Origin of the sequence: Paenibacillus violae (assembly GCF_032461945.1) — a bacterium.
Lineage (GTDB): Bacteria > Bacillota > Bacilli > Paenibacillales > NBRC-103111 > Paenibacillus_E > Paenibacillus_E violae.
Genome location: NZ_JAWCUD010000001.1, coordinates 829,596 through 849,172 on the forward strand (window position 1 = coordinate 829,596; position 19,577 = coordinate 849,172).

27 protein-coding genes are annotated in these 19,577 nt (G+C 45.5%); 25 read left to right on the forward strand and 2 right to left on the reverse strand.

Annotation, left to right across the window (positions count from 1 at the left end):
* The first annotated feature begins 218 nt into the window (after positions 1–218).
* The 4 genes from RQP52_RS03550 to RQP52_RS03565 are packed head-to-tail and all read left to right on the forward strand — an operon-like array spanning position 219 to position 2,546.
* Entirely contained in the window at positions 219–497 is a 279-nt protein-coding gene (locus tag RQP52_RS03550) for a VRR-NUC domain-containing protein (protein WP_315949509.1), read from the forward strand.
* On the forward strand, positions 481–1,851 hold the full coding sequence (locus RQP52_RS03555) for a DEAD/DEAH box helicase (RefSeq protein WP_315949511.1): 1,371 nt from the start codon (positions 481–483) through the stop codon (positions 1,849–1,851). Before RQP52_RS03550 ends, RQP52_RS03555 begins: the two co-directional genes overlap by 17 nt.
* A gap of 6 nt (positions 1,852–1,857) precedes the next feature.
* Complete coding sequence (locus tag RQP52_RS03560; protein ID WP_315949513.1) at positions 1,858–2,193, forward strand: hypothetical protein; 336 nt, start codon at positions 1,858–1,860, stop codon at positions 2,191–2,193.
* Positions 2,190–2,546 carry a transcriptional regulator gene (locus tag RQP52_RS03565; protein WP_315949515.1) on the forward strand — a complete coding sequence of 119 codons (357 nt, stop codon included), beginning with the start codon at positions 2,190–2,192 and terminating at the stop codon, positions 2,544–2,546. The genes RQP52_RS03560 and RQP52_RS03565 overlap by 4 nt, the downstream gene beginning before the upstream one ends.
* 158 nt (positions 2,547–2,704) lie before the next feature.
* Here the strand turns inward: RQP52_RS03565 and RQP52_RS03570 are convergent, their stop codons facing one another.
* Together RQP52_RS03570 and RQP52_RS03575 are read right to left on the reverse strand one after the other, a co-directional pair.
* Positions 2,705–3,538, reverse strand: coding sequence for a hypothetical protein (locus tag RQP52_RS03570; protein WP_315949517.1), 834 nt, complete (start codon positions 3,536–3,538; stop codon positions 2,705–2,707).
* A gap of 130 nt (positions 3,539–3,668) precedes the next feature.
* Entirely contained in the window at positions 3,669–3,791 is a 123-nt protein-coding gene (locus RQP52_RS03575; protein ID WP_315949518.1) for a hypothetical protein, read from the reverse strand.
* Positions 3,792–4,264: 473 nt separating this feature from the next.
* Here RQP52_RS03575 and RQP52_RS36405 point away from each other — a divergent pair, with 473 nt between their 5' ends.
* The 21 genes from RQP52_RS36405 to RQP52_RS03670 all read left to right on the forward strand — a co-directional run bounded on the left by RQP52_RS36405 (position 4,265) and on the right by RQP52_RS03670 (position 19,572).
* On the forward strand, positions 4,265–4,636 hold the full coding sequence (locus tag RQP52_RS36405) for an HNH endonuclease (protein ID WP_379174038.1): 372 nt from the start codon (positions 4,265–4,267) through the stop codon (positions 4,634–4,636).
* Positions 4,637–4,956: 320 nt separating this feature from the next.
* Complete coding sequence (locus RQP52_RS03580; protein WP_315949520.1) at positions 4,957–5,463, forward strand: phage terminase small subunit P27 family; 507 nt, start codon at positions 4,957–4,959, stop codon at positions 5,461–5,463.
* Between the two features lie 25 nt (positions 5,464–5,488).
* On the forward strand, positions 5,489–7,177 hold the full coding sequence (locus tag RQP52_RS03585; RefSeq protein ID WP_315949522.1) for a terminase large subunit: 1,689 nt from the start codon (positions 5,489–5,491) through the stop codon (positions 7,175–7,177).
* A gap of 20 nt (positions 7,178–7,197) precedes the next feature.
* Entirely contained in the window at positions 7,198–8,469 is a 1,272-nt protein-coding gene (locus RQP52_RS03590; protein WP_315949523.1) for a phage portal protein, read from the forward strand.
* Positions 8,438–9,133 carry a head maturation protease, ClpP-related gene (locus RQP52_RS03595; protein ID WP_379174044.1) on the forward strand — a complete coding sequence of 232 codons (696 nt, stop codon included), beginning with the start codon at positions 8,438–8,440 and terminating at the stop codon, positions 9,131–9,133. Before RQP52_RS03590 ends, RQP52_RS03595 begins: the two co-directional genes overlap by 32 nt.
* A gap of 30 nt (positions 9,134–9,163) precedes the next feature.
* The gene (locus RQP52_RS03600) at positions 9,164–10,330 is read left to right on the forward strand and encodes a phage major capsid protein (RefSeq protein ID WP_315949525.1); all 1,167 of its coding nucleotides are present in this window, start codon (positions 9,164–9,166) and stop codon (positions 10,328–10,330) included.
* On the forward strand, positions 10,330–10,614 hold the full coding sequence (locus RQP52_RS36410; protein WP_379174046.1) for a head-tail connector protein: 285 nt from the start codon (positions 10,330–10,332) through the stop codon (positions 10,612–10,614). The genes RQP52_RS03600 and RQP52_RS36410 overlap by 1 nt, the downstream gene beginning before the upstream one ends.
* Position 10,615: 1 nt before the next feature.
* Positions 10,616–10,945, forward strand: a complete 330-nt coding sequence (locus RQP52_RS03605) for a phage head closure protein (protein ID WP_315949527.1) — start codon at positions 10,616–10,618, stop codon at positions 10,943–10,945.
* Positions 10,942–11,361, forward strand: coding sequence for an HK97 gp10 family phage protein (locus tag RQP52_RS03610; RefSeq protein ID WP_315949529.1), 420 nt, complete (start codon positions 10,942–10,944; stop codon positions 11,359–11,361). The genes RQP52_RS03605 and RQP52_RS03610 overlap by 4 nt, the downstream gene beginning before the upstream one ends.
* Positions 11,361–11,819, forward strand: a complete 459-nt coding sequence (locus RQP52_RS03615; protein WP_315949532.1) for a phage tail terminator family protein — start codon at positions 11,361–11,363, stop codon at positions 11,817–11,819. The genes RQP52_RS03610 and RQP52_RS03615 overlap by 1 nt, the downstream gene beginning before the upstream one ends.
* Before the next feature lie 4 nt (positions 11,820–11,823).
* Positions 11,824–12,897, forward strand: coding sequence for a phage tail sheath C-terminal domain-containing protein (locus tag RQP52_RS03620; RefSeq protein ID WP_315949533.1), 1,074 nt, complete (start codon positions 11,824–11,826; stop codon positions 12,895–12,897).
* A 13-nt stretch (positions 12,898–12,910) separates the two neighbouring features.
* Positions 12,911–13,339, forward strand: a complete 429-nt coding sequence (locus RQP52_RS03625) for a phage tail tube protein (RefSeq protein ID WP_315949534.1) — start codon at positions 12,911–12,913, stop codon at positions 13,337–13,339.
* A gap of 45 nt (positions 13,340–13,384) precedes the next feature.
* The gene (locus RQP52_RS03630; protein ID WP_315949535.1) at positions 13,385–13,765 is read left to right on the forward strand and encodes a hypothetical protein; all 381 of its coding nucleotides are present in this window, start codon (positions 13,385–13,387) and stop codon (positions 13,763–13,765) included.
* A gap of 188 nt (positions 13,766–13,953) precedes the next feature.
* On the forward strand, positions 13,954–15,723 hold the full coding sequence (locus tag RQP52_RS03635) for a hypothetical protein (protein WP_315949537.1): 1,770 nt from the start codon (positions 13,954–13,956) through the stop codon (positions 15,721–15,723).
* Positions 15,724–15,734: 11 nt separating this feature from the next.
* Complete coding sequence (locus RQP52_RS03640; protein ID WP_315949539.1) at positions 15,735–16,154, forward strand: hypothetical protein; 420 nt, start codon at positions 15,735–15,737, stop codon at positions 16,152–16,154.
* Positions 16,151–17,140 (forward strand): XkdQ/YqbQ family protein, encoded by a 990-nt coding sequence (locus tag RQP52_RS03645; RefSeq protein ID WP_315949540.1) that lies wholly within the window; start codon positions 16,151–16,153, stop codon positions 17,138–17,140. The genes RQP52_RS03640 and RQP52_RS03645 overlap by 4 nt, the downstream gene beginning before the upstream one ends.
* Positions 17,140–17,415, forward strand: a complete 276-nt coding sequence (locus RQP52_RS03650; RefSeq protein WP_315949541.1) for a hypothetical protein — start codon at positions 17,140–17,142, stop codon at positions 17,413–17,415. Before RQP52_RS03645 ends, RQP52_RS03650 begins: the two co-directional genes overlap by 1 nt.
* Positions 17,402–17,827 carry a DUF2634 domain-containing protein gene (locus RQP52_RS03655; protein WP_315949542.1) on the forward strand — a complete coding sequence of 142 codons (426 nt, stop codon included), beginning with the start codon at positions 17,402–17,404 and terminating at the stop codon, positions 17,825–17,827. The genes RQP52_RS03650 and RQP52_RS03655 overlap by 14 nt, the downstream gene beginning before the upstream one ends.
* Positions 17,820–18,863, forward strand: a complete 1,044-nt coding sequence (locus RQP52_RS03660; protein ID WP_315949544.1) for a baseplate J/gp47 family protein — start codon at positions 17,820–17,822, stop codon at positions 18,861–18,863. The genes RQP52_RS03655 and RQP52_RS03660 overlap by 8 nt, the downstream gene beginning before the upstream one ends.
* Positions 18,856–19,392, forward strand: coding sequence for a putative phage tail protein (locus RQP52_RS03665; RefSeq protein ID WP_315949545.1), 537 nt, complete (start codon positions 18,856–18,858; stop codon positions 19,390–19,392). The genes RQP52_RS03660 and RQP52_RS03665 overlap by 8 nt, the downstream gene beginning before the upstream one ends.
* A gap of 3 nt (positions 19,393–19,395) precedes the next feature.
* Positions 19,396–19,572 carry a hypothetical protein gene (locus RQP52_RS03670; protein ID WP_315949546.1) on the forward strand — a complete coding sequence of 59 codons (177 nt, stop codon included), beginning with the start codon at positions 19,396–19,398 and terminating at the stop codon, positions 19,570–19,572.
* Positions 19,573–19,577: the final 5 nt, after the last annotated feature.

Here is a 19,577-nt window from a genome sequence, read left to right on the forward strand (position 1 = left end):
ACAGTAAAAAAAATGCTTACTGTCCGCTGAAATCCCTCTCGCCGTAAGGGCTAACGGGTTTATGGACAGTAAGGACAGTAAAAAAGTGAAAAACTTTTATAAATAGCATTTAGCCTATATTAGCCCATAAAAAATAGGCTAAACGCCTTTTTAGAAAGTTTGTGAAAAAACGTGTTTTTACTGTCCTTACTGTCCACGGCTATTTTGGAGGTAAGAAATTGAGAGAGCGAACACTCGAAAAAAGACTAAAAACAGAAATCGAAAAACGTGGAGCTCTATGCTTAAAATTCGAGTCGCCAGGGACGGCAGGCGTGCCGGACAGATTAATTTTATTACCTGGAGGGCAAGCGGTATTTGTGGAAATGAAATCACCTACCGGTAAGATATCCGAAATTCAGAAATATAGAATACAGCAATTTGAAAAACTTAGACATAAAGTCTATGTGATAAATTCGAACGAAGGAATAGAGGCGTTAATAAATGAGCTTAGCTTATAAGCCTCATAGCTATCAAGAGTATGCAATTAACCGAGTAGAGGATTCACCGATTGCAGGACTTTTTCTTGATATGGGATTAGGTAAGACAGTTATCACGCTAACAGCTATCAACAATTTAAAGTATGACAGCTTCGATATAGATAAGGTTCTTATCATAGCACCTAAGCGGGTAGCCGAGGATACTTGGAGCCGGGAGAGCTCTAAATGGCAGCACACCCAGCACCTAAGAATCTCAAAGATTTTAGGCACTCAGAAGAAGCGCCTGGACGCTCTCAAAGCCGATGCGGACATTTATATTATTAACCGTGAGAACGTGCCTTGGCTGGTAGCACAGACCGGTAAGAAATGGCCGTTTGATATGGTTGTTATTGACGAGTTATCAAGCTTCAAGAATAGCGACTCCCAGCGGTGGCGAGCTCTAAGGCGTATACGGCCTTTCATTAAGAGGATTGTAGGGCTAACTGGAACGCCAGCCCCCAATAGTTTGATGGACTTATGGGCTCAACTCTATTTGTTAGATTCCGGCGAGCGCTTAGGCTCGACATTAGGCGGCTATAGAGATCGGTATTTTTATGCAGCAGCTAAACAGGGCCACGTTGTACATAGCTGGAAGCAAAAGCGGGAGACAGAATCCAAAATTTATGAGGCTATCAGTGATATATGCGTTTCAATGAAGGCTGAGGACCATTTAGAAATGCCTGAAAAGCTCATGAACTATATTCCGGTAGTCCTGGACAAAGAGAGCCGGGCCAAGTATGACCAGCTCGAAAGAGATTTATTGTTACCTTTAGTCGATGCGGACACCACGATTATAGCGAACGGCTCAGCGGTGTTAAGTAATAAGCTCCTCCAAATGGCTAACGGTGCGATATACGACGAGGACAAGATAGCGCACGTTATTCATGAGGCTAAGCTAGATAAGCTAGAGGACGTTATCGAGTCGGCTAACGGCAAGCCGGTCCTATTGTTCTACAGCTTCAAGCATGACATTAAGCGAATAGCTAAGCGCTTTAAGATCAAAGAGCTAAAGACTAATGATGACATAGCGGAATGGAATAAGGGCAATATCCCGCTTATGGGGTGTCATCCCGCTTCGGCTGGACACGGCTTAAACTTGCAGGACGGCGGTTGCATTGTCGTTTGGTTCGGGCTTAATTGGAGCCTGGAGCTATACGAGCAAGCTAACGCCAGGCTATACCGGCAAGGGCAAAAGGATAATGTCATTATTCATCACCTAGTAGCTGAGGGAACAATGGACGAGCAAGTTATAGAGGCGCTAGATCGGAAGGCTACCGGGCAAAATGCGCTTATGGCTGCGGTCAAGGCGAGAATAGATAAGTACAAGAAAGGTTGACATACTATGAGCATCCAGGATGATTTTAGACGGTTACACCAAGCCGTTAAGCGTATGACCGGTGAACAGTTTGTGAAAAAAATGAACATGATGCACTCTAATGCCTGGTACCGCTGCAAAGCACAATACGAAGAAGCCTTAGAGGAGTGCATCCCCCCTAAAGTTCGTGAGAAAGTTATGGCCTCTTTTGAACGCATAGTTAAAGTGTATGACAATATTTCGGAGATAACGGTTGATTTACAGGCTATTAGCGAACAGGATTTTAGGGAAGTCATTCAGGAAAATAGGCGTTTAGGCTACGAGAGGATGATTCAGATAATCGAGGAGGAGCTGAAGAAATGACAATACGTCAAAGCACGTTTAAGCACATCGAAGATGAAATCCGGGATTATCATTCGACGGTTAAGTATATCAGCGAATACCGCCAGGCGCTGCAGGCCGGAGAGTCGAAAGCGACGGCCCTTGCAAGCAATGCCGTACTAATCGAGATGGAGCGCGTTACGGCTGCTATTGAGCACACGGTTAGCCTATTGCCGGATGATAAAAAAGCTATGATGCATTTGCGCTACTGGATGCGTCCGCAAGTGCTCACCTGGGACGGCATCGCTATGAAGTGTAATGCTAATAGAGTGACAGTCATTAGATGGCGGAATGACATTGTGGCCGCTATCGCAGAAAGGTTGGGGAGACGATGAAACCTAGCGACATGAAAAACCATATGTCATTTTATTAATTGTATCATAGCTCGCGTATTGTGAAGGTGGGGATTGCTGCGGAATTTATTGAATAATTAAGAACATGCATGGAAGGGAGAAAGCCCCTATCTCACGATTAAGGGGCTTTACAAGAATGATTAAGCGTTTTTAGTACGCTTTTTTAATTCCACAGCTCTAAATATGGCAGCTGATATATCTGATTCAGGATACATATTAACAACACTTTCATTTCGACTTCTACAGAATAAATCGAAATCAAAAATAGATAATTTATTTATGTCAAAAATGGAGTTGTCCCGAATATATTTATCCAACGAATCCATAACGGCGACTTCCAATAAATTCATTTGTGGCAATTTTCTTTCAGTTTGTTGCTTGTTTGTTCTTGTTTTTAGAACTGAGATATCGTTTTGTATTTCAGCCAGTATACTCAGCGTCATTTCTGAAGCACTTACTTCTGTTTGCTCAATCCTTACAGATTGAAACTCACCGTAACTTTTTAAAAACGGCGAATGGTTTGAGTCTTCTTGAGAATCCCTATAGGTCGCTAGCACTTTATTTGCTAAATGTGATTTGAATTCAAGGATCTTGCTAAAACGAAGGTCGCGAGGGTACTCAAGATGCTCGATAACCCCAGCATCAAAGGTGTAATTTGTTTTGTCATCTTTAATAATAATTGTAGGCTTGTCAAAACCAAGCCTCATTCCGAGTTCAAACATTACATTTGGATTTTTGCAGCTTACATCACAAATTACAATATCAGAAGTGTACAATCCTTGAACAATCCTCTTATGAATTAGTCCTACACTTTCACTCTCACTAACGATTTTCGTCTCAAAATCATAAGACCCATTCTCATCTAATGCATCAACGATTATCTTTTTTACTTCTTGCCAATGACTCGGGTCAAGCCCATCAATTGATGCAATTGGCATAACCAAGCCGACTTTAAGTTTTTGTTTCTGGGTCATAGTGCCTCCCGAAGTTTTAATAGGAATATTATACCAACTGGTTAGTAGTTTAGTCTATTGGAACACCAGTCTTTTTAAGTTTGTTTAATGAAAATTGAAAATTTAGGAACATAAGAAAAGAGAAATCCCCCTATTTAAGTAGAGGGACATCAATGCCCATGATGGCGGCGAGCACTGGAATGAACGCAGTAATCGCTGCGATCATCACTGGCTGGTTGATGGTTAGCTCAAATTCACGAAATTTGAGTTTCATATTTCTCATCTCCTTTTCTATGTACTGCAGGGGTTTATAAGCCCGAGCACACGTCGGCACACACCTTGCGAGTGCCTTATGTAATAGAAATCTCTTGGCAGAAAAGGATAAAGAGCCAAGCAATAAATTATGTGTACTGCCCTAGCAGTATACCAAAATTTCCCTAATACTGTAATCCGGAACGTGCGTTTGGTATTACAGTAGTAAGTGACTTGGGCGAGAAGACCTTGTTATTTAAGCAAAGAGCTGATAAATGTTCGGCATTTTAGCCGAATGAATATTGAGGAAAAAAAGCCCTTGCATATACAAGGGCTTTTATATTTATGCAACTAAGATGCAACTTTTCTAGCTTACTTTTAAGATATATTGGTATTGTTCTCCTCTCGTATCCTTTGTTGTCCTTTTCCAACTCCTAGTTGATAACAATAAGGCCTTTCCGCAAGGAAGGGCTTTTTTGTTAGAAGGAGCTAAACATGATTAAAAAACTATGTAGTAAAGCTGGGTGCGGTGAGCTCATAGCGCCGAACACTTATCGGTGCGCTAAGCATCCAATTGATAATAAAGCAAGGCATAAAGACTATAGCGACAAACGACGAGATAAGGTAGCCCAGGCTTTCTATGAGAGCAAAGATTGGAGAAGGCTTAGAGCCGTGGTTATTAGTAAGTGCTTTGGCCTATGTGCCAGGTGTAAGGATAACGGTAGGCTAAGAGCTGGTTACATTGTTGACCATATTATTCCTATCTCTGAGGCCTGGGAGCTTAGACTTACTGAAAACAATTTACAGTATCTATGCAAGGCACATCATAACGTTAAAACAGGAGAGGATAAGAGGTTATATGGTTAAGTGTCTACTGTTAGGACATAAGTACACAAAGAACAGGCGAGTCTCAAAGTCGGTAAGCGTCAAAGTTAGGTCATCCGAATGTTTACGTTGCGGGTGCGGTAAGCGCCTTAGAGGCGCTCTAGTACATCACCCATGATCGACAAGCTGATAGGGCTACTTATCTATATGTATGCTCTATGTTTCATCGATCTTAAAGGCTAGGGGGAGGGGCTAAAATGTTTTTAGCCTATTAGCCTCATCGCATCCGGCCTTTTTTGTAGTGAAATGTCCCTTTATGCCTGGCGGATTTATAGACCCTATGAACGAAATGAGGTGAAAGCGTGGTACGACCTAAAAAGCCTATTGATGTGCTCATTGCCGATGGTAAGAAGCACTTAACCAAAGCGGAAATAAATAAGCGCCGGAGAGAAGAAGCAGCCGTAAAGGCGGACGCTGGGATGGTTGTTTGCCCGGATTGGCTCACAGACCGGATAGCTCGCAATATCTTTCATGCGGCAGCTAAGGAGCTTAAAAAGATTGAGCTATTGGCTAACCTGGACGTGACCACGCTCGCCCAATACGCGGAGTCAATGGCTAAATACCGGCAAGTTACAAAGGAGCTCAAAGGACAGCCGCTTTTAGTTGATAAGCCTACTGCTTACGGAAATGTAAAGATACATAACCCTCTTATAACTTTGCAGCTTAAGCTCTCCGAGGAAACCCGGAAGTATGGCGATAAGTTAGGCTTTACGGTAGGCGCTCGCCTTAAACTATCGGCAACACCTAACGGCAAAGACCCGCCGAAGCCAGCCAACAAGTTTGACGAGTTCGGGGACGAGGATGCATAGCGTAACGCAATACGCGCATGACATAGTGACCGGTAAGATCAAGGCGGGACGGTCAGTAATACTCACATGCGAACGGCATCTAAACGACTTAAAGCGAGCTGAGGCTTATAACGTCTTAGCAACAAATAGCTTTCCGTATATCTTCGACGAGAAGAAGGCAGACCGGATCTTAAAATTCGCCGGTAAGCTGCTCATAGCCGAGGGGACCGGCAAGCCTAAAAACTTGAAGCTCTCAGCCTTCCAAAAGTTCATTCTTGGTTCGCTATTCGGTTGGGTGCATAGAGAAACCGGCTATAGGCGCTTTAGGCAATCTTATGTACAAGTCTCCAGGCAACAAGGGAAGTCGGTCCTTAACGGGCTACTAGGGGTATACTCCTCTAATTTTGCCGGTTATCGGTATGCTCAGATAAACATAGCAGCCACTAAGTTAAAGCAATCTAAGATCGTTTATAACGAAATGGTTAAGTTCATCGAGGCGGACCCGGAGTTATCCGAAACTTTTAAAATCCAGGATTATAAATCCACTATCCAGGCTTTGCTCACCAAGAGCACAGTAACAGCGCTCTCCAGGGATGACAAGTTAGACGGCTTTAGGAGCTTTCTAGGCATCTTAGACGAATACCACCAGCACGCTACAGACGAAATTTATTTAGCGCTGCTATACGGTCAAAGGACCTTGCCGGAATGCCTGTTAAGTATCATCACGACAGCCGGAGAGGACTTCACCGCACCGTGCTATTCCTTCTATGAGTATTGCCTAAAAGTCTTAGAGCAGCCGGAAAGCAATGAGCAGCTATTCATATACATTGCTCAAATGGACCCGGACGACGATATTTGGAACCCGGACAACTGGATTAAGTGTATGCCACTCATCGATGACATACCAGGCATGAAAGAGAACATTATCCCGGATGCCCACAAGGCCCGAGCGGTAGGCGGCAAAGAGCTTTCAACCTTCCTAACCAAAGTTTTTAACATTTGGTGTGTAGCCGGTGACACTCAGTTTGTTAACCCGGCCAAGTGGAAAAAGGCAGCCTCTAACATGAGTCTTGAAGATATGCGAGGCCGTGAATGTTACGTAGGCATTGACCTTTCCGGGGGTGGCGTAGGTGATTTATGTTCGGTTGGCCTGGAGTTTCCGCTCGACAAGCCGGGGCATTTCTTCCTAGAGAGCCAATCCTTTATGGCTAAAGAGCATTTAGCCGCAAAGATGCAAGGCGACGATGTGCCTTATAACAAATGGGCTAATGACGGCTTAATCACCTTAACGGCAGGCTATAAGACGGACTTCGAGGCTATTCTCCAATATCTGAGGGACGTTAAAGCTAAATACGATATTCGTTTTCGTATGATTTGCTATGACGCTCACAATATTAACCGGATTCTTAACGAGCTGGACCTGTTCGGGTGTGACGTTGTAGAAGTTACACAGTCCGCCAAGTCACTAAATGAGGCCGTATGTGATTTCAAACTTTCTGTTGAAGAAGGCACAATGCACTACAACAAGAAAAACGAGCTCCTAACATGGTCGGCTCTGAGCTCCAAGCTAGAGTTTAATAGCTTCGGAGAGTGCAAGCTGGAGAAACGTAAGAGCACGAAGCGAATTGACCCGGTAGACGCGATCATTGACGCGCATAAACACGCTTTGCTCCTTAAAGAGAATTGGGTTATGACCGGCGAGGAAATTGACGAAATGTATGCCGACTACGTGTAGACAAGGGGGTGATAACAAATATGAAATTGCCTAAATTCTTGCAGCCAAAGGCGGCAGGCGTTCCAGTAACAGACGGCTTTACCTTCCAAGACGTACAAACCTTTCTCCAATCTCTCGGGCTGGCGACAGGAGACATTAGCGCCGACAAGCTAAACAGCGCTACATACTTTGCCTGTATGGACATTCGATGCAAAGCCATATCAACTCTCCCGCTTAGAGTCATGAAGCTAGACGAGGACGGCGGCAGCGAGCAAGACAGAAAGCATTATTTATCAGCGCTGCTAAAATACCGGCCTAACCCTTACATGTCTATTGTTGACTTTCTGTATGCTCGGGAGTTCATGAAGTTAGAATACGGCAATGCTTACGTCTACGCGCACATGAAGCGGGGCCAGGTAGCCGGTTTGTATCTCTTGGATAGTACCCGGATGACCGTCTATGTAGATGATGCAGGGACAATCGATAAAAACGGAGCCGTTTGGTACTTCTACACGGATAAGAACGGTAAACCTTACACTTTCCGACATGATCAGATTGTACACCTTAAGAATCATACAAAGGACGGCATTGTTGGCACACCGGTTAAGCGATATTTAGCGGAAACGATAGAAAACGAGCAATATAGCTCCAAATTTATCAATAACTACTGGAAAAACGGCGTACAGGGTCGGGCAATCTTACAGTATACAGGCTCTAAGGATACCCAGGAAATCGAGAAAATGCGGACAACCTGGGAGAAAGTTGTGGCCGGTATCAAGAATGCCGGGCGTATTATCCCGGTTGGCTTAGGCTATGAGATTAAGGAATTTAACCCGAAACTCGTAGATTCTCAGTTTTTCGAGCTCCAAGGGCTAACAATCCGGCACATTGCTAACGCGTTCGGCGTGAAAATGCACCAGCTTAATGACCTGGGGCGCTCAACTTACAACAATATTGAGAGTCAAAACAGGAATTGGCTCACCGACACGCTACAGCATGAGCTCGTTCAAGATGAAAGCGAGTCAACTTGGAAGCTCATAACCCAGGATGACATTGAAGCGGGATATTACTTGAAGTATGACCTAGATTCATTGCTCAGAGCTGATATCTTAACACGCTATCAGGCTTATGAAATTGGCGTACGTAGCGGCATTGACACGCCGAACGAAATAAGGGGCTTAGAAGGTAAAAAAGGCCTCCCAGGCGGAGAGAAGCTGATTGTAAATGGTGCGGTCATCCCGTTAGAGCAAGCCGGAGCGGCTTATAACTTACCGGAAGGGGGTGAAACAAGTGTTAAAGTACCTTCAAGTTAAAAACCAGGTTGGAGATTCGGCGGACATTCATTTTTATGGTGATATTGTCGGCTCTGAGTGGTCGAAATGGGATGATACGGACAAAGCGCCGGAGGACGTGCTACAAGCCTTAGACGAAGCAAAGAACGCTAGTAAGCTCAATATCTATATTAACAGCGCTGGCGGCTCAGTGTTTGCCGGGTTGGCAATGTATAACATGCTTAAGCGGCATCAAGCACATAAAACGGTGTACGTGGACGGCGTGGCGGGCTCTATCGCTTCGATTATTGCGATGGCCGGTGACGTGATTAATATTCCGTCTAATGCTTTCCTAATGATTCACAAGCCGTGGAACATTTTGCAAGGCAATGCCTCCGATTTCCGTAAAATGGCCGATGACCTGGACCGAATTGAGACCGGTATGCTCTCAGTCTATCAGTCAAAATTGGCTTATGGGACGACTACCGAGGACATTAAGACCATGCTAGAGGCCGAGACCTGGTTAGACGGCAAAGAGGCCGCAAAGTATTTCAATGTGACGGTAAGCGATGAAGTGCGGTATGCAGCATCTATCAGCGATCTATCTAAATACGCCAAAGCGCCTAAAGCCCTAACGGCCAGAGAGCCGGATAATAGCAAAGAGCTCGAAGCCTTGCGGCTCCAATATGAGCTATTAACCATTTAAAACAAAATTAACTTACGAGGTGCTAAACAAATGAAACTTATTGACGCTATGAAAGCAAAGTTAGAAAAGCTGAAAGTTGAAGCACAAGGGTTTTTGACAGACGGCAAGGTTGACGAGGCTAAAGCCAAAATGGAAGAGGTTAAGAGCCAAAAAGAGGCTATTGCCATGCAGGAGATTTTAGACGCTGAGGAGCTTGAAGCTATCCAGGCAAAAGCTCCAGGCGCTCCAACTCCGGCTCCGGTAGCAGTTGACCCGCAAGCAGCTAAGGAGAATGCAAATTTCCTACGTGCAGCTATTAAACAGGGTATGGGCAAAGGCCTAACAGCAGCGGAAAACGCTTTGCTAGTACCGGTAGGCCTGCCGACTCCAGGCACGGACGGCGTAGGGTTATTGCTCCCGCAAGACATTCGAACAATCATCCAAAAGAAAATTCGTCAATACCGCTCTTTGCGTGATGTGCTCGGATACTTGCCAGTAAGCACAATGACAGGCTCTTTGCCAGTTGAAAACTTCGAGACAGTAACGGAGCTTGTTGACTTCACAGACGGTACGCCTGTAGCGGAAATGACAGATATTAAGTTTACAAATGTTTCTTTCTCCCTGAAAGAAAAAGGCGGATTTATCTCTCTGTCTAACACTCTTTTGAGCATGACAGACAATGACTTGATTAATTACGTGGCGGACGTATTCGCACGTAAAGCGGTTGTTACTGAGAATAAAATGTCAATTACAGCTTTGCAAGCCGGTAAGACACAAAAAGACATTGCGGACTGGAAAGCTCTTTCTAAGTCTATCAACGTAGACATTGACGAGGGTGTTAAATATAACCTTGTTATCGTAACTAACCAAGATGGATTTGACGTTCTTGACGGAGCTCTTGACAACCAAGGCCGTCCAGTATTGCAGCCGGACCCAACCAACCCAACGGTTAAACGCTTTAAGGGTGCACGTGTGGAAGTTTACTCTAACGCAATGCTACCGACTACCGGCACAACTACTAAAAAGGCTCCTATTTTCTACGGTAACCTTGATGCGGCTGTCAAAATGGTTGACAACGGCCAATATATGTTTGCTACGTCCGCTCATGCCGGGTTTACGTCTAACACGACTGTAGCGCGTGTCATCACGTACCTTGACGTTATGAAGCTAGACGCGTCTGACAAAATCTACATTGCTGGTAACCTTGCGGTTGTTTAATGCTATTAGACGAGCTTAAGCCTTATCTTAGGATTGACCTAGAGGATAACGACGAGGAGACTATTGGTCTCCTCCAAGGCCTCATAGGCGCTGCTAAGATTCAGATAAAAGCCGCTACAGGCAAAGAGGTAGACGAAACAAACGACTTACACAAACTGGCCATCTTTATGCTCGCTACTCACTGGCATGAAAACCGAAATGTTGTGCTTAATTCTACTAGGCCGCTGCAAGAAATCCCGCACATGTTAACGCCTATTTTGATGACAATCGAATGGAGTGATTAACATGCTTGAAGTAGGAAAGCTAGATAAGCGTGTAGACCTTTGGGGCAATACAACGGTTAAAAATGAGATTGGAGCAAATTCCAATAAGCCCGGTAAGATTCGTAGCCTATGGGCTCAGATTGAAAATGTAGCCGGTGGGACTTCTGAGCGGGCTGGCGTAGACACCAATAAGAATACGACCACACAACGCATAACGGTGAGATACCGGAAAGACATTACGGCCAATAACTGGATTATGTTTAGGGGCCATCGCTTTGAAATTGACTATGTAGATGATATGTATTACCGCCAGGATAAGTTGATTCTACATTGCCGGGAAGTGAAAGCGTGAGTAATGGAGATATGCGGGAGTTAGACGAGTTTGTTAGGCATTTAGTAAGCGTGGCCGCTGAAAGGCTTCCCAGGGAAAGCAAAAAGTTTTTAAGGGAAGAAGGCACGAAGCTAAGGAAGATAACACTCGCCAGGGCTAAGAGCTCAGTTAAAAAGAAAACGGGCAACTATTACAAGAGCATAAAGCGCGGTAAGGTGTACGATTACGACGGCGTGCCAAGTGTGCGCGTCTACTCTAAGTCGCCTCATGCTCATTTGATCGAGGACGGACACAGGATTGTAGGCCCGGACGGCACGGAGCACGGATTCCAACCAGGCTTAAAGGTATTTGAAAAAGCCTCTAACGACTTTGAGGAAGAATATGTAAATGATACTGAGGCCTTTATAGATAAGCTGCTCAGGGAGGGGAGAATCTAATGTTAACGCTTAAAGATATTGCAAAAGCAATCAATACTAGGCTCTCTACGGCTATCCCTGAGATTCCAATCAATTCAACAGACGTTAGGGAAGGCTTCGAGCGTCCGAGCTTTTACGTTGATTTTGACGAGGCTAATAGGGCTCCTGTTTTCACATGGGCAACAGAGCGAACGCTCCAAGTAATTATTTACTTTTTCCCTACGAGTCAATATGACTATCAGATTGAAATGCTCGATATTCAGCAGCGCATAGAGGACGCTTTAGACGGCACTATTGATTTAGTACCGGATGGCTCTTTTAAGGCCTGGATTTATGAGCTCGAGACGACCAAGGTAGACGGCGTTATGCAAACCGGCTTTGAGATTCATTACATTGAGGACAAAGACGAGGCTGACGACAATACCGAGGACATGGAAGAATTAATACTTAACCTTGAAGGGGATGAAACTATTGGCTAATACAATGCCTAAGATTGAAGTCATTTTCAAACAATTAGCTGCTAGTGCCGTAGCGAGATCGGCTCAAGGCATCGCGGTCCTAATTGTCCTAGATGACACCGACGATTCTTTTGATATTCTGACGCTAACCAGCATCACAGACCTAGACCCTACACTATTTACGGCTGGCAACGTGGCTAACATTAAAGACGCTCTTGCCGGTGTGCCTTCCAAACTTATTGTAGTTCGCGTGGATACTGATAGCGCCACAGTTGTTAACGATGCGATTGCAGCGCTCGGTATAACTAAATATAACTGGATTGGGCTAGTAGGAGGCGACAACGGCGACCAAACTGACCTTTCAACATTCATTAAAGGACGCGAGGCAGCAGGCGAAACTAAAAAGGCTATCGTCTTTAATGTCACCGCACCAGACAGTCAGCATGTAGTTAACTTTGCAACGTCTAACATTGTTTACGCGGACGGCCGCACGGCTACAGGTGACGTATTTATTCCGCGATTGCTCGGTTTGCTATCCGGCATCGAGGTCACGTTAGCGCAATCAGCGACCTATAAGGCCTTTCCGGAATTGCTTTCAGTTACGGACCAATCCAATAATGACTCGGCGGTTGCAGCCGGTAAGCTATTCCTCTTCAATGACGAAGGCACGGTTAGACTATCGACGGCGGTTAACAGCTTGACGACCTTCACCGGCGATAAAACGGAGGATATGAGCTCTATCCTTATTACCGAGTCTATGGACATGATTAAGACGGATATCCAGGCGACTTTTAAAGACAGCTATTTGGCTAAGTACAAAAATAAGTATGATAACCAGGTGCTGCTCATTTCCGCTATTAACTCTTATTTTAATGACCTGGTAATTGCCGATATCCTAGATGATTCTTTTGATAACCAGGCAGGCGTAGACATCGAGGCTCAGAGAAACGCCTGGCTATCCATCGGTAAGACCGAGGCGGCTATCTGGACAGATTCCCAGGTTAAAAACAACAGCTTTAAGCGAAGCGTGTTCTTGAATGCTGATATTAAAATTCTAGATGCAATGGAGAACTTTAAGTTTTCCGTAGCACTTCAATAAGGAGGTGGCCTGAGTGCCCGATTACCAAAAACAAAACAAGTTACTATCCGGTACAGATGGAAGCGTGTATGTAAACGGTGAGCTCCTTACCGACTTGGCGAGCTTTGAGGCTAAAGTTACAGGGACCTTCGAAGAAGCTAGTTTTGTAGGAGACTACGGAACATATAACCGCTATATGGGCTTTGCAATTGACGGTACTATCACGCTCAATAAAACCATGTCGCGAGGGGCTAGATTGATCGGCAATGGATTTAAGACCGGTATCATGCCGGATATTAAAGTTATTGCATCCATCAAAAACCCGGCAACCGGCGCGTCTGAGCGCATCGAGCTATTAGGCTTGACGTTTTCAGAGTTTGGCCTAAACTTCGAAAATAAAAAGCTGCTTACCGAAGCATTGCCGTTTAAGGCCGTCGATTACAACTATATTGACCAAATCTAAAGGTTAGGAGCTGCGGCTCCTTTCCTTCCCTGGGAGGGCTATAAGATGAAAGATAAAAAAGCGATGACGCTTGACGAATTGATTGCGAAGAAAACCAAGAAAGACGAAAAGCAAAACGCTGAGGAACTATATGAGCTGGCATCCGGCGGGTGTGTGACTGTCCAGGGTGCGCCGGATGATGTAGTTATGGCGACAGTTTCAAAGCTCGATGCCTCTAACATCGACAGCCTGGTAAGCGCCTACGACTATCTTATCTACAACAGCGTTAAGGAGTTAAGAGACCCGGCTCTACATGAGCAACTCGATATTAAAGACCCTATTGACGTTGTTGCCTCTATTCTCGATGTAACCGACCGGTTAGAGCTCGGCACTTACCTATTAGACCGTGCAGGACTTAAGGAAACGGTCGACGAGGTAAAAAAGTAGTAGAGAATGACAGCGACTTAGAACTAATAGGTTTTTGGATGCTTCGCGGTCATTCGGCGAAATCGCTGATTAATCTTACCTTCCGGGAAAAGATATTCTATAGACATTTTATGGAAAAGTATGGGGAGGTGAGCTAGTTGGCTTCAAGATCGAGAGTAATTAACACCGTCCTAAACTTTCAGTCAAACATGGCGAGGCAATTGCAATCTATTACAAGCGCAACCAGGCAGCAACAGCGAGCTATGCAATCTTTGAATAATAACATTACGCAATTTAGGAACAACACCGTAAGGTCATTCAAAGAGGCAACGGCTGCGGCTAGTAAATTCGCTCTTAAGTATGCCAGCTTGGGAGTAGGAGCTATTGCCGGTGTAGCTGGAGCGGGGGTAGGAGCTGCGGCAGCTAAAGGCCTATCAGACTCTATGGACTTTGAGGGCCTACGCAATCAGCTAGAGATAGCAACCAGGGACAAAGAGAAGGCCGGCGATGTGTTTAAATGGGCCGTTAAGTTTGCGAACACTACGCCTTTTGATAATAAGGAAGTTGTAGACGCTGCGGCACAGCTTCAAATGCAAGGCCTGGACGCTAAAAGCCTTATTCCCCAATTAGGTGATATGGCAGCGTCTAAGAGCGGTAAGACGCTAGACGATGCAGTACAGGCCATGTTAGACGCTCAGACCGGTGAGCTGGAGCGCTTGAAAGAGTTTGGTATCACTAAGCAAAACATTATAGACGAAGGCGCTAGAATCATGAAGGGTAAGCAGCTTGTAAACAACAAGGGGCAAATTACCGACATGAAGAATTTTCTAGTAGCCATGCAAAGCCTTATGAAAACCAAGTATTCCGGCGCTATGGAAGCTCAGTCCAAAACACTAAAGGGTATTTGGGATAACACTAAGGCGGCAGCTAGTCAGGCACTCGTCAAAATTTGGGGTATGCAAGAAGACGGCTCGATTAAAGCCGGTTCAGCTCTCGATAAGCTCAAAGGCTATGCGACTAAGTTTTCCGAGTATATGAATAATATCTCAGGTAGCAGCAAAATAGACGAGATTCAACAGAAATTTGCGGATCTTATTGACTATATTCAGAGCAAAATCCCAGCAGCCGTTAACGAAGCGAAATATGCCTGGAATGAGCTTACCGGGGCTTTTAACTGGATTAAGGAAAATAAGGATTGGCTCTTACCTACTTTGGCCGGGGTGGCTACGGCTTTTGCAGCACAGAAAGTAGCCTCGACAATAGTGACGATTTATGAGGCGTGGACAGTTGCCACAAGGGTTCTGACAGCCGCACAAGCGGCATTAGCGATAGCATCAGCGGCTACGCCTTTCGGGTGGATAGCTGCGGCGGTCGGTGTAGTAGTGGCGGTAAGCGCGGTTCTATATTCACACTGGGATGCAATTAACGCCAAGTTAAAGCAGTTTGGGCTAGATGGTAAAACGGTCCTTATAGCGCTAACCGGGCCTGTAGGGTTACTAGTTGTGGCTGGTATGAAGCTTGTAGAAAATTGGGATTTGATTAAAGCTAAGTCGGCTGAGCTGCGCGATAGTCTGAAAGTATCCTTTGGCTCGGCTATAAATTGGGTAATCGATAAGATTAATAGCCTGATTGAGAAAGTCAATTTGATTCCAGGAATTAAGATTCCGCTTATTCCTAAAATCGATACAAGCTTACCGGCTCCTAACATTCATGAATCTCCGGAAATGAACGAATATGCAACAGGTACAAACTATGCAGCCGGAGGTCCTTCTCTGGTTGGTGAGCAAGGGCCGGAAATCGTTAACCTACCGAGAGGCTCCCAGGTAATGACGGCAAGTAAAACGGCCTCTAAGCTCGGCGGCTCTAATGTTAACGTCTATGTGACCATTCAAGGGAACATGATCGGGAATGAGGAGTACGTTGACTATATCGGCGAGCGAATCTTTAAGCGCGTGCAGTTAGCCACAACAAACATTTAGGAGGGCCGACAGTGGACATTATGTTTTCAGTAAATAACTTTGCGGATTCTTTGCTCCTGCCGGTCAATCCGGTGGATGAATTTAAGGCCGGCATGAATGAGCGCAATAATGAGGAGTTTGAGACGATCAACAAAGGGACCTTAAAGCTATTAGGCTTAAGGAAGCTTAAGACAATTAGCATCGAATCTTTTTTCCCGGTTAGGCAATACGCCTTTACGAAGGGAAACCGTAGCGGGTGGGATTGCGTTCAATGGTTTAACACCTATGTTAACCAGCGTATTCCTATGAGGCTTATTATCACAGCCGGTAACGTTGAAATGATGAATATACCAATAGCCATTGACGGCTTTGTGTATGGAGTTGACCGGGCTGGTGATATCCCTTACACCTTGACTATTAGCGAATTCCGCTTTGGGGATGGTACCGAATGAGCCATAAGTTAATTTTAGTTAAGGACAATACGCCTATAGACATCACCGGCTATGCGGGGAATTTAAAATGGAGCTCAAACATTGATAGCTTAGCGGTAGAATGCCAATTCGAATATATCAGTAGTGCCGATATGCCTTATTTTGATACGGTGACAATTAGTGTAGGAGACCAAGTTATGCTCCAGGATGCGGCAGGAGTAACGCTTCACCGGTTTATCATCGTTAAGCAGGAGAGGACAGACCGCTTTAAGTTTTCATATAGCTGCTTTGATTTTGCTTGGTATCTTAACAGTAACTCGGCGGCTATTCAGTTTAACGGCGTTTCCGCTTCGGCGGCTATCGAGCAGCTACTTAACCGGTTCAACGTTAAGCACAGTGTAACGAAAATCGATAAGTCTATCAAAAAGATTTACAACGGTGACAGCCTAGCGGATATCATTAAGGACATTTTGAAGCAAACAACAGACGAGACCGGCCGTAAATACTTCATGGAAATGCGACTCGATACGCTCTACATAACGCCTTATGAACATTTGCTTATTAATCCCACCGCTCAATTGGCCGATAATACCGCACCCTTTCCGTTAGTTAGTGCGATAAGCAATCCCAGCCGGTCAGTCAGTATCGAGGACATGAAAAACCGGGTAACCGTGACGAGTGAGAGCGATAAGGCCCTAAAGGTTTTACAGACCGTCCAGGATGATAAGTCTATTGCTCAATTCGGGTTATTAGCTCATGTGGAGAGCGTAGACAAAAAGGACGAAGCACAAGCCCGGAACATTGCCCGGAATAAGCTAGCCGAGCTCAACAAGGCCACAGAGGACATTAGCATTGACTTGCTTGGTAGCGACGAGCTGAGAGCCGGTAGGCTGCTAGACGTTAACGAAACGATAACCGGCATTGTTGGCCGGTATGTCATCACCCAGGCTAGTCATTCGGAGGCTAACGGTATTCATAAAACGACGATTCGACTAGGGGTGACGTAATGGAGCAATGGGACGTAGGCATTGCACAAATGTTTAAGCCTCAACAGAACATTCAAGCGGTTAGCTTAGGATCTATTTTGAGCGTGGAGCCTCTAGCCGTTCAGCTCGGGGATTATATGCTCGATGACGGACACATAGCCTTAAGCAGTCGGATTAATGACCTTATTGTAGCTGAAAAGCTACAAGCCGGGGATAGCGTTGTGCTCCTTACCGCTGATTTTCAACAGTTTTATGCAATGGACAAGATTGGAGGCGGTTTGCTTGATTCCAACTAATAACACAGCCGACACCTTAACGGAGCTGGTGGCAACGTTTGGCGATACGCCTCTTTTTGACTTTGATACCGGGTGCTTTGTGCTGCGGGACGGTAGGCCGGTAATGGCTTCATATGACCAGGCAATCGAGCAATGGGCGCGTATGCTGCTTAGTACCGAAAACGGTAAATTCCCGATTTATGACGGCTTCGGCGTTTCACTCTATCAGTTTATCGGGCGGCGTGACTTACCGGTAGGTGTCGTAGACTCAGAGATTAGACGACAGGTAACAGAGCAAATGCTCCAGCACCCAGAGATAGTAAGCGTAACGAGCTTTGAGACGGAGAGGACACCCAAAGGCGCTAAAATTAGCTTTACGATCTTAAGCAAGCGAGGCACAACGCAAAGAATGGAGGCGGGACTACTTGGATAATTATAATCAGCTCATGGCAGGCCTGCCGGATACTTACGATAAGCGGCCGGGCTTATTGCCTGCCGATATGATGAAAAGTTTAAGCCTGGTACTCGATAGGCTTAACACTAAGCTCGAAACGGCCACGGCGCTAATGGATATCGATAACCTATCAGGCGACCAGCTCACAAAATTTGTATTGCAGCGCACAGGTATTATAAGAAATCCGGCCACATATGCAACGGGCTTTGTAACGGTAACCGGTAAGGGAACGATTAACATTAACGATATGTTTGAGACGGCTGGCGGCATACAGTTCAGAGCTACGCAAATGGCAGCGGTTAATGGTAGCACTTCGGTACCGGTTAAATGTGTGCAGCTCGGAGCTATTGGAAACGTACCGGCCTCCCAGGTTACTCAAATTCCTGTTACGCTTGCCGGTATTACAGCGGTTACTAATACGTTGCCAATGGTTGACGGCTTTGACGAGGAAACCGACGAGTCTCTAAGAGAGCGGTACTACCTTATCTTACAAACACCGGCGACGAGCGGGAACGTGTACCATTATCAGCTATGGGCTCGCGATGTGTCCGGCGTGGGTGGCGCCAAAGTATTTCCTAACAGCTTCGGAGTCAATACGGTAGAGGTGCGTATCATCGACACCAATAAGTTACCGGCTAGCTCGGGACTCGTTGCAGCGGTCCAAACCTATATTGACCCGGACAGCACCGGTTTAGGCTCGGCGGTTGCTCCGATTGGCTGCAAGGCGACAATACTTTCGGCGGACGGCAAGAATATCACCGTTTCCGCCACAGTTGTTAAAAAAGGCGGTTACCTGGACGCGGTTGTTATCGCTAATATCTCTGGGGCTATCCGGGCTTATTTCCGTGACGTAGCTTTCAGTGACCCTTATGTGAGTTATGCCCGAATCGGGGAATGTGTGTTAAATGCAGAAGGCGTGGCGGATTACAGCAACTTAAAGGTTAATGACAACATTGTAAACGTGACTTTAGGTGACAAAGAAGTTCCGGTGCTGGTAGGTGTTAACCTTGTATAAAGATCAGATTGTAAAGCAGCTCAACGCTATTATGCGTAATGACCCTTTCATCTTAGACCTGGCAGCAGCCGAAGGCGCGGTGCTGGACTCGGCAGGCGACCTAATAGACGAGTTTATGCTACAGCTCGACGTAGACACGGCCACATGGGCGCTCGCTATCTACGAAAAGGATTTAGGTTTACCAACAGATTTAGGCCTCTCATTGGAGCTCCGGCGAGCTAAGATCAAGTTTAAACAATGGGCCTCTGGTGTCATTAATAGTAAGACTATCGAGCTGGCGGCCATGGGATACAAAAACGGTAACGTCGAAGTGTCATTTCTCGCCGGATATGTAACGCTTAAGTTCTCCAGCACGAACGGTAAGCCGGACTTTGCTTACGAGCTTAAAGCCGATTTACGCAATATTATTCCGGCTCACCTGGGTATTAATTTCAGCTATAAGTATCTGTCATACTTGGAGCTCTCAGAAATGACCTACGAAGAGCTAGAAGAAACTCTATATAAAACTTTAGCGGGGAATGGTGATTAGACTATGGCAAGCAATACACCGAATCTAGGACTCAGAAAGATTGACACGACGACAGACGGCGACCTATACGTAAACGTCGATACGGATTTTAACGCGAATTGGGATAAGATCGATAGCCTAGCAGCCACAAAGGCATATGTAGACGCTCAGGTTGCTTTAGCTAAAAAGTACACAGACTAGGGGGC

Coding starts and splice junctions, on each gene's coding strand:
- RQP52_RS03565 (WP_315949515.1), top strand. CDS start 2,190: ATGACAATACGTCAAAGCACGTTTAAGCACATCGAAGATGAAATCCGG.
- RQP52_RS36410 (WP_379174046.1), top strand. CDS start 10,330: ATGCTATTAGACGAGCTTAAGCCTTATCTTAGGATTGACCTAGAGGAT.
- RQP52_RS03590 (WP_315949523.1), top strand. CDS start 7,198: ATGAAATTGCCTAAATTCTTGCAGCCAAAGGCGGCAGGCGTTCCAGTA.
- RQP52_RS03600 (WP_315949525.1), top strand. CDS start 9,164: ATGAAACTTATTGACGCTATGAAAGCAAAGTTAGAAAAGCTGAAAGTT.
- RQP52_RS03620 (WP_315949533.1), top strand. CDS start 11,824: ATGCCTAAGATTGAAGTCATTTTCAAACAATTAGCTGCTAGTGCCGTA.
- RQP52_RS03670 (WP_315949546.1), top strand. CDS start 19,396: ATGGCAAGCAATACACCGAATCTAGGACTCAGAAAGATTGACACGACG.
- RQP52_RS03615 (WP_315949532.1), top strand. CDS start 11,361: ATGTTAACGCTTAAAGATATTGCAAAAGCAATCAATACTAGGCTCTCT.
- RQP52_RS03650 (WP_315949541.1), top strand. CDS start 17,140: ATGGAGCAATGGGACGTAGGCATTGCACAAATGTTTAAGCCTCAACAG.
- RQP52_RS03570 (WP_315949517.1), bottom strand. CDS start 3,538: ATGACCCAGAAACAAAAACTTAAAGTCGGCTTGGTTATGCCAATTGCA.
- RQP52_RS03635 (WP_315949537.1), top strand. CDS start 13,954: ATGGCGAGGCAATTGCAATCTATTACAAGCGCAACCAGGCAGCAACAG.
- RQP52_RS03645 (WP_315949540.1), top strand. CDS start 16,151: ATGAGCCATAAGTTAATTTTAGTTAAGGACAATACGCCTATAGACATC.
- RQP52_RS36405 (WP_379174038.1), top strand. CDS start 4,265: ATGATTAAAAAACTATGTAGTAAAGCTGGGTGCGGTGAGCTCATAGCG.
- RQP52_RS03555 (WP_315949511.1), top strand. CDS start 481: ATGAGCTTAGCTTATAAGCCTCATAGCTATCAAGAGTATGCAATTAAC.
- RQP52_RS03560 (WP_315949513.1), top strand. CDS start 1,858: ATGAGCATCCAGGATGATTTTAGACGGTTACACCAAGCCGTTAAGCGT.
- RQP52_RS03575 (WP_315949518.1), bottom strand. CDS start 3,791: ATGAAACTCAAATTTCGTGAATTTGAGCTAACCATCAACCAGCCAGTG.
- RQP52_RS03630 (WP_315949535.1), top strand. CDS start 13,385: ATGAAAGATAAAAAAGCGATGACGCTTGACGAATTGATTGCGAAGAAA.
- RQP52_RS03605 (WP_315949527.1), top strand. CDS start 10,616: ATGCTTGAAGTAGGAAAGCTAGATAAGCGTGTAGACCTTTGGGGCAAT.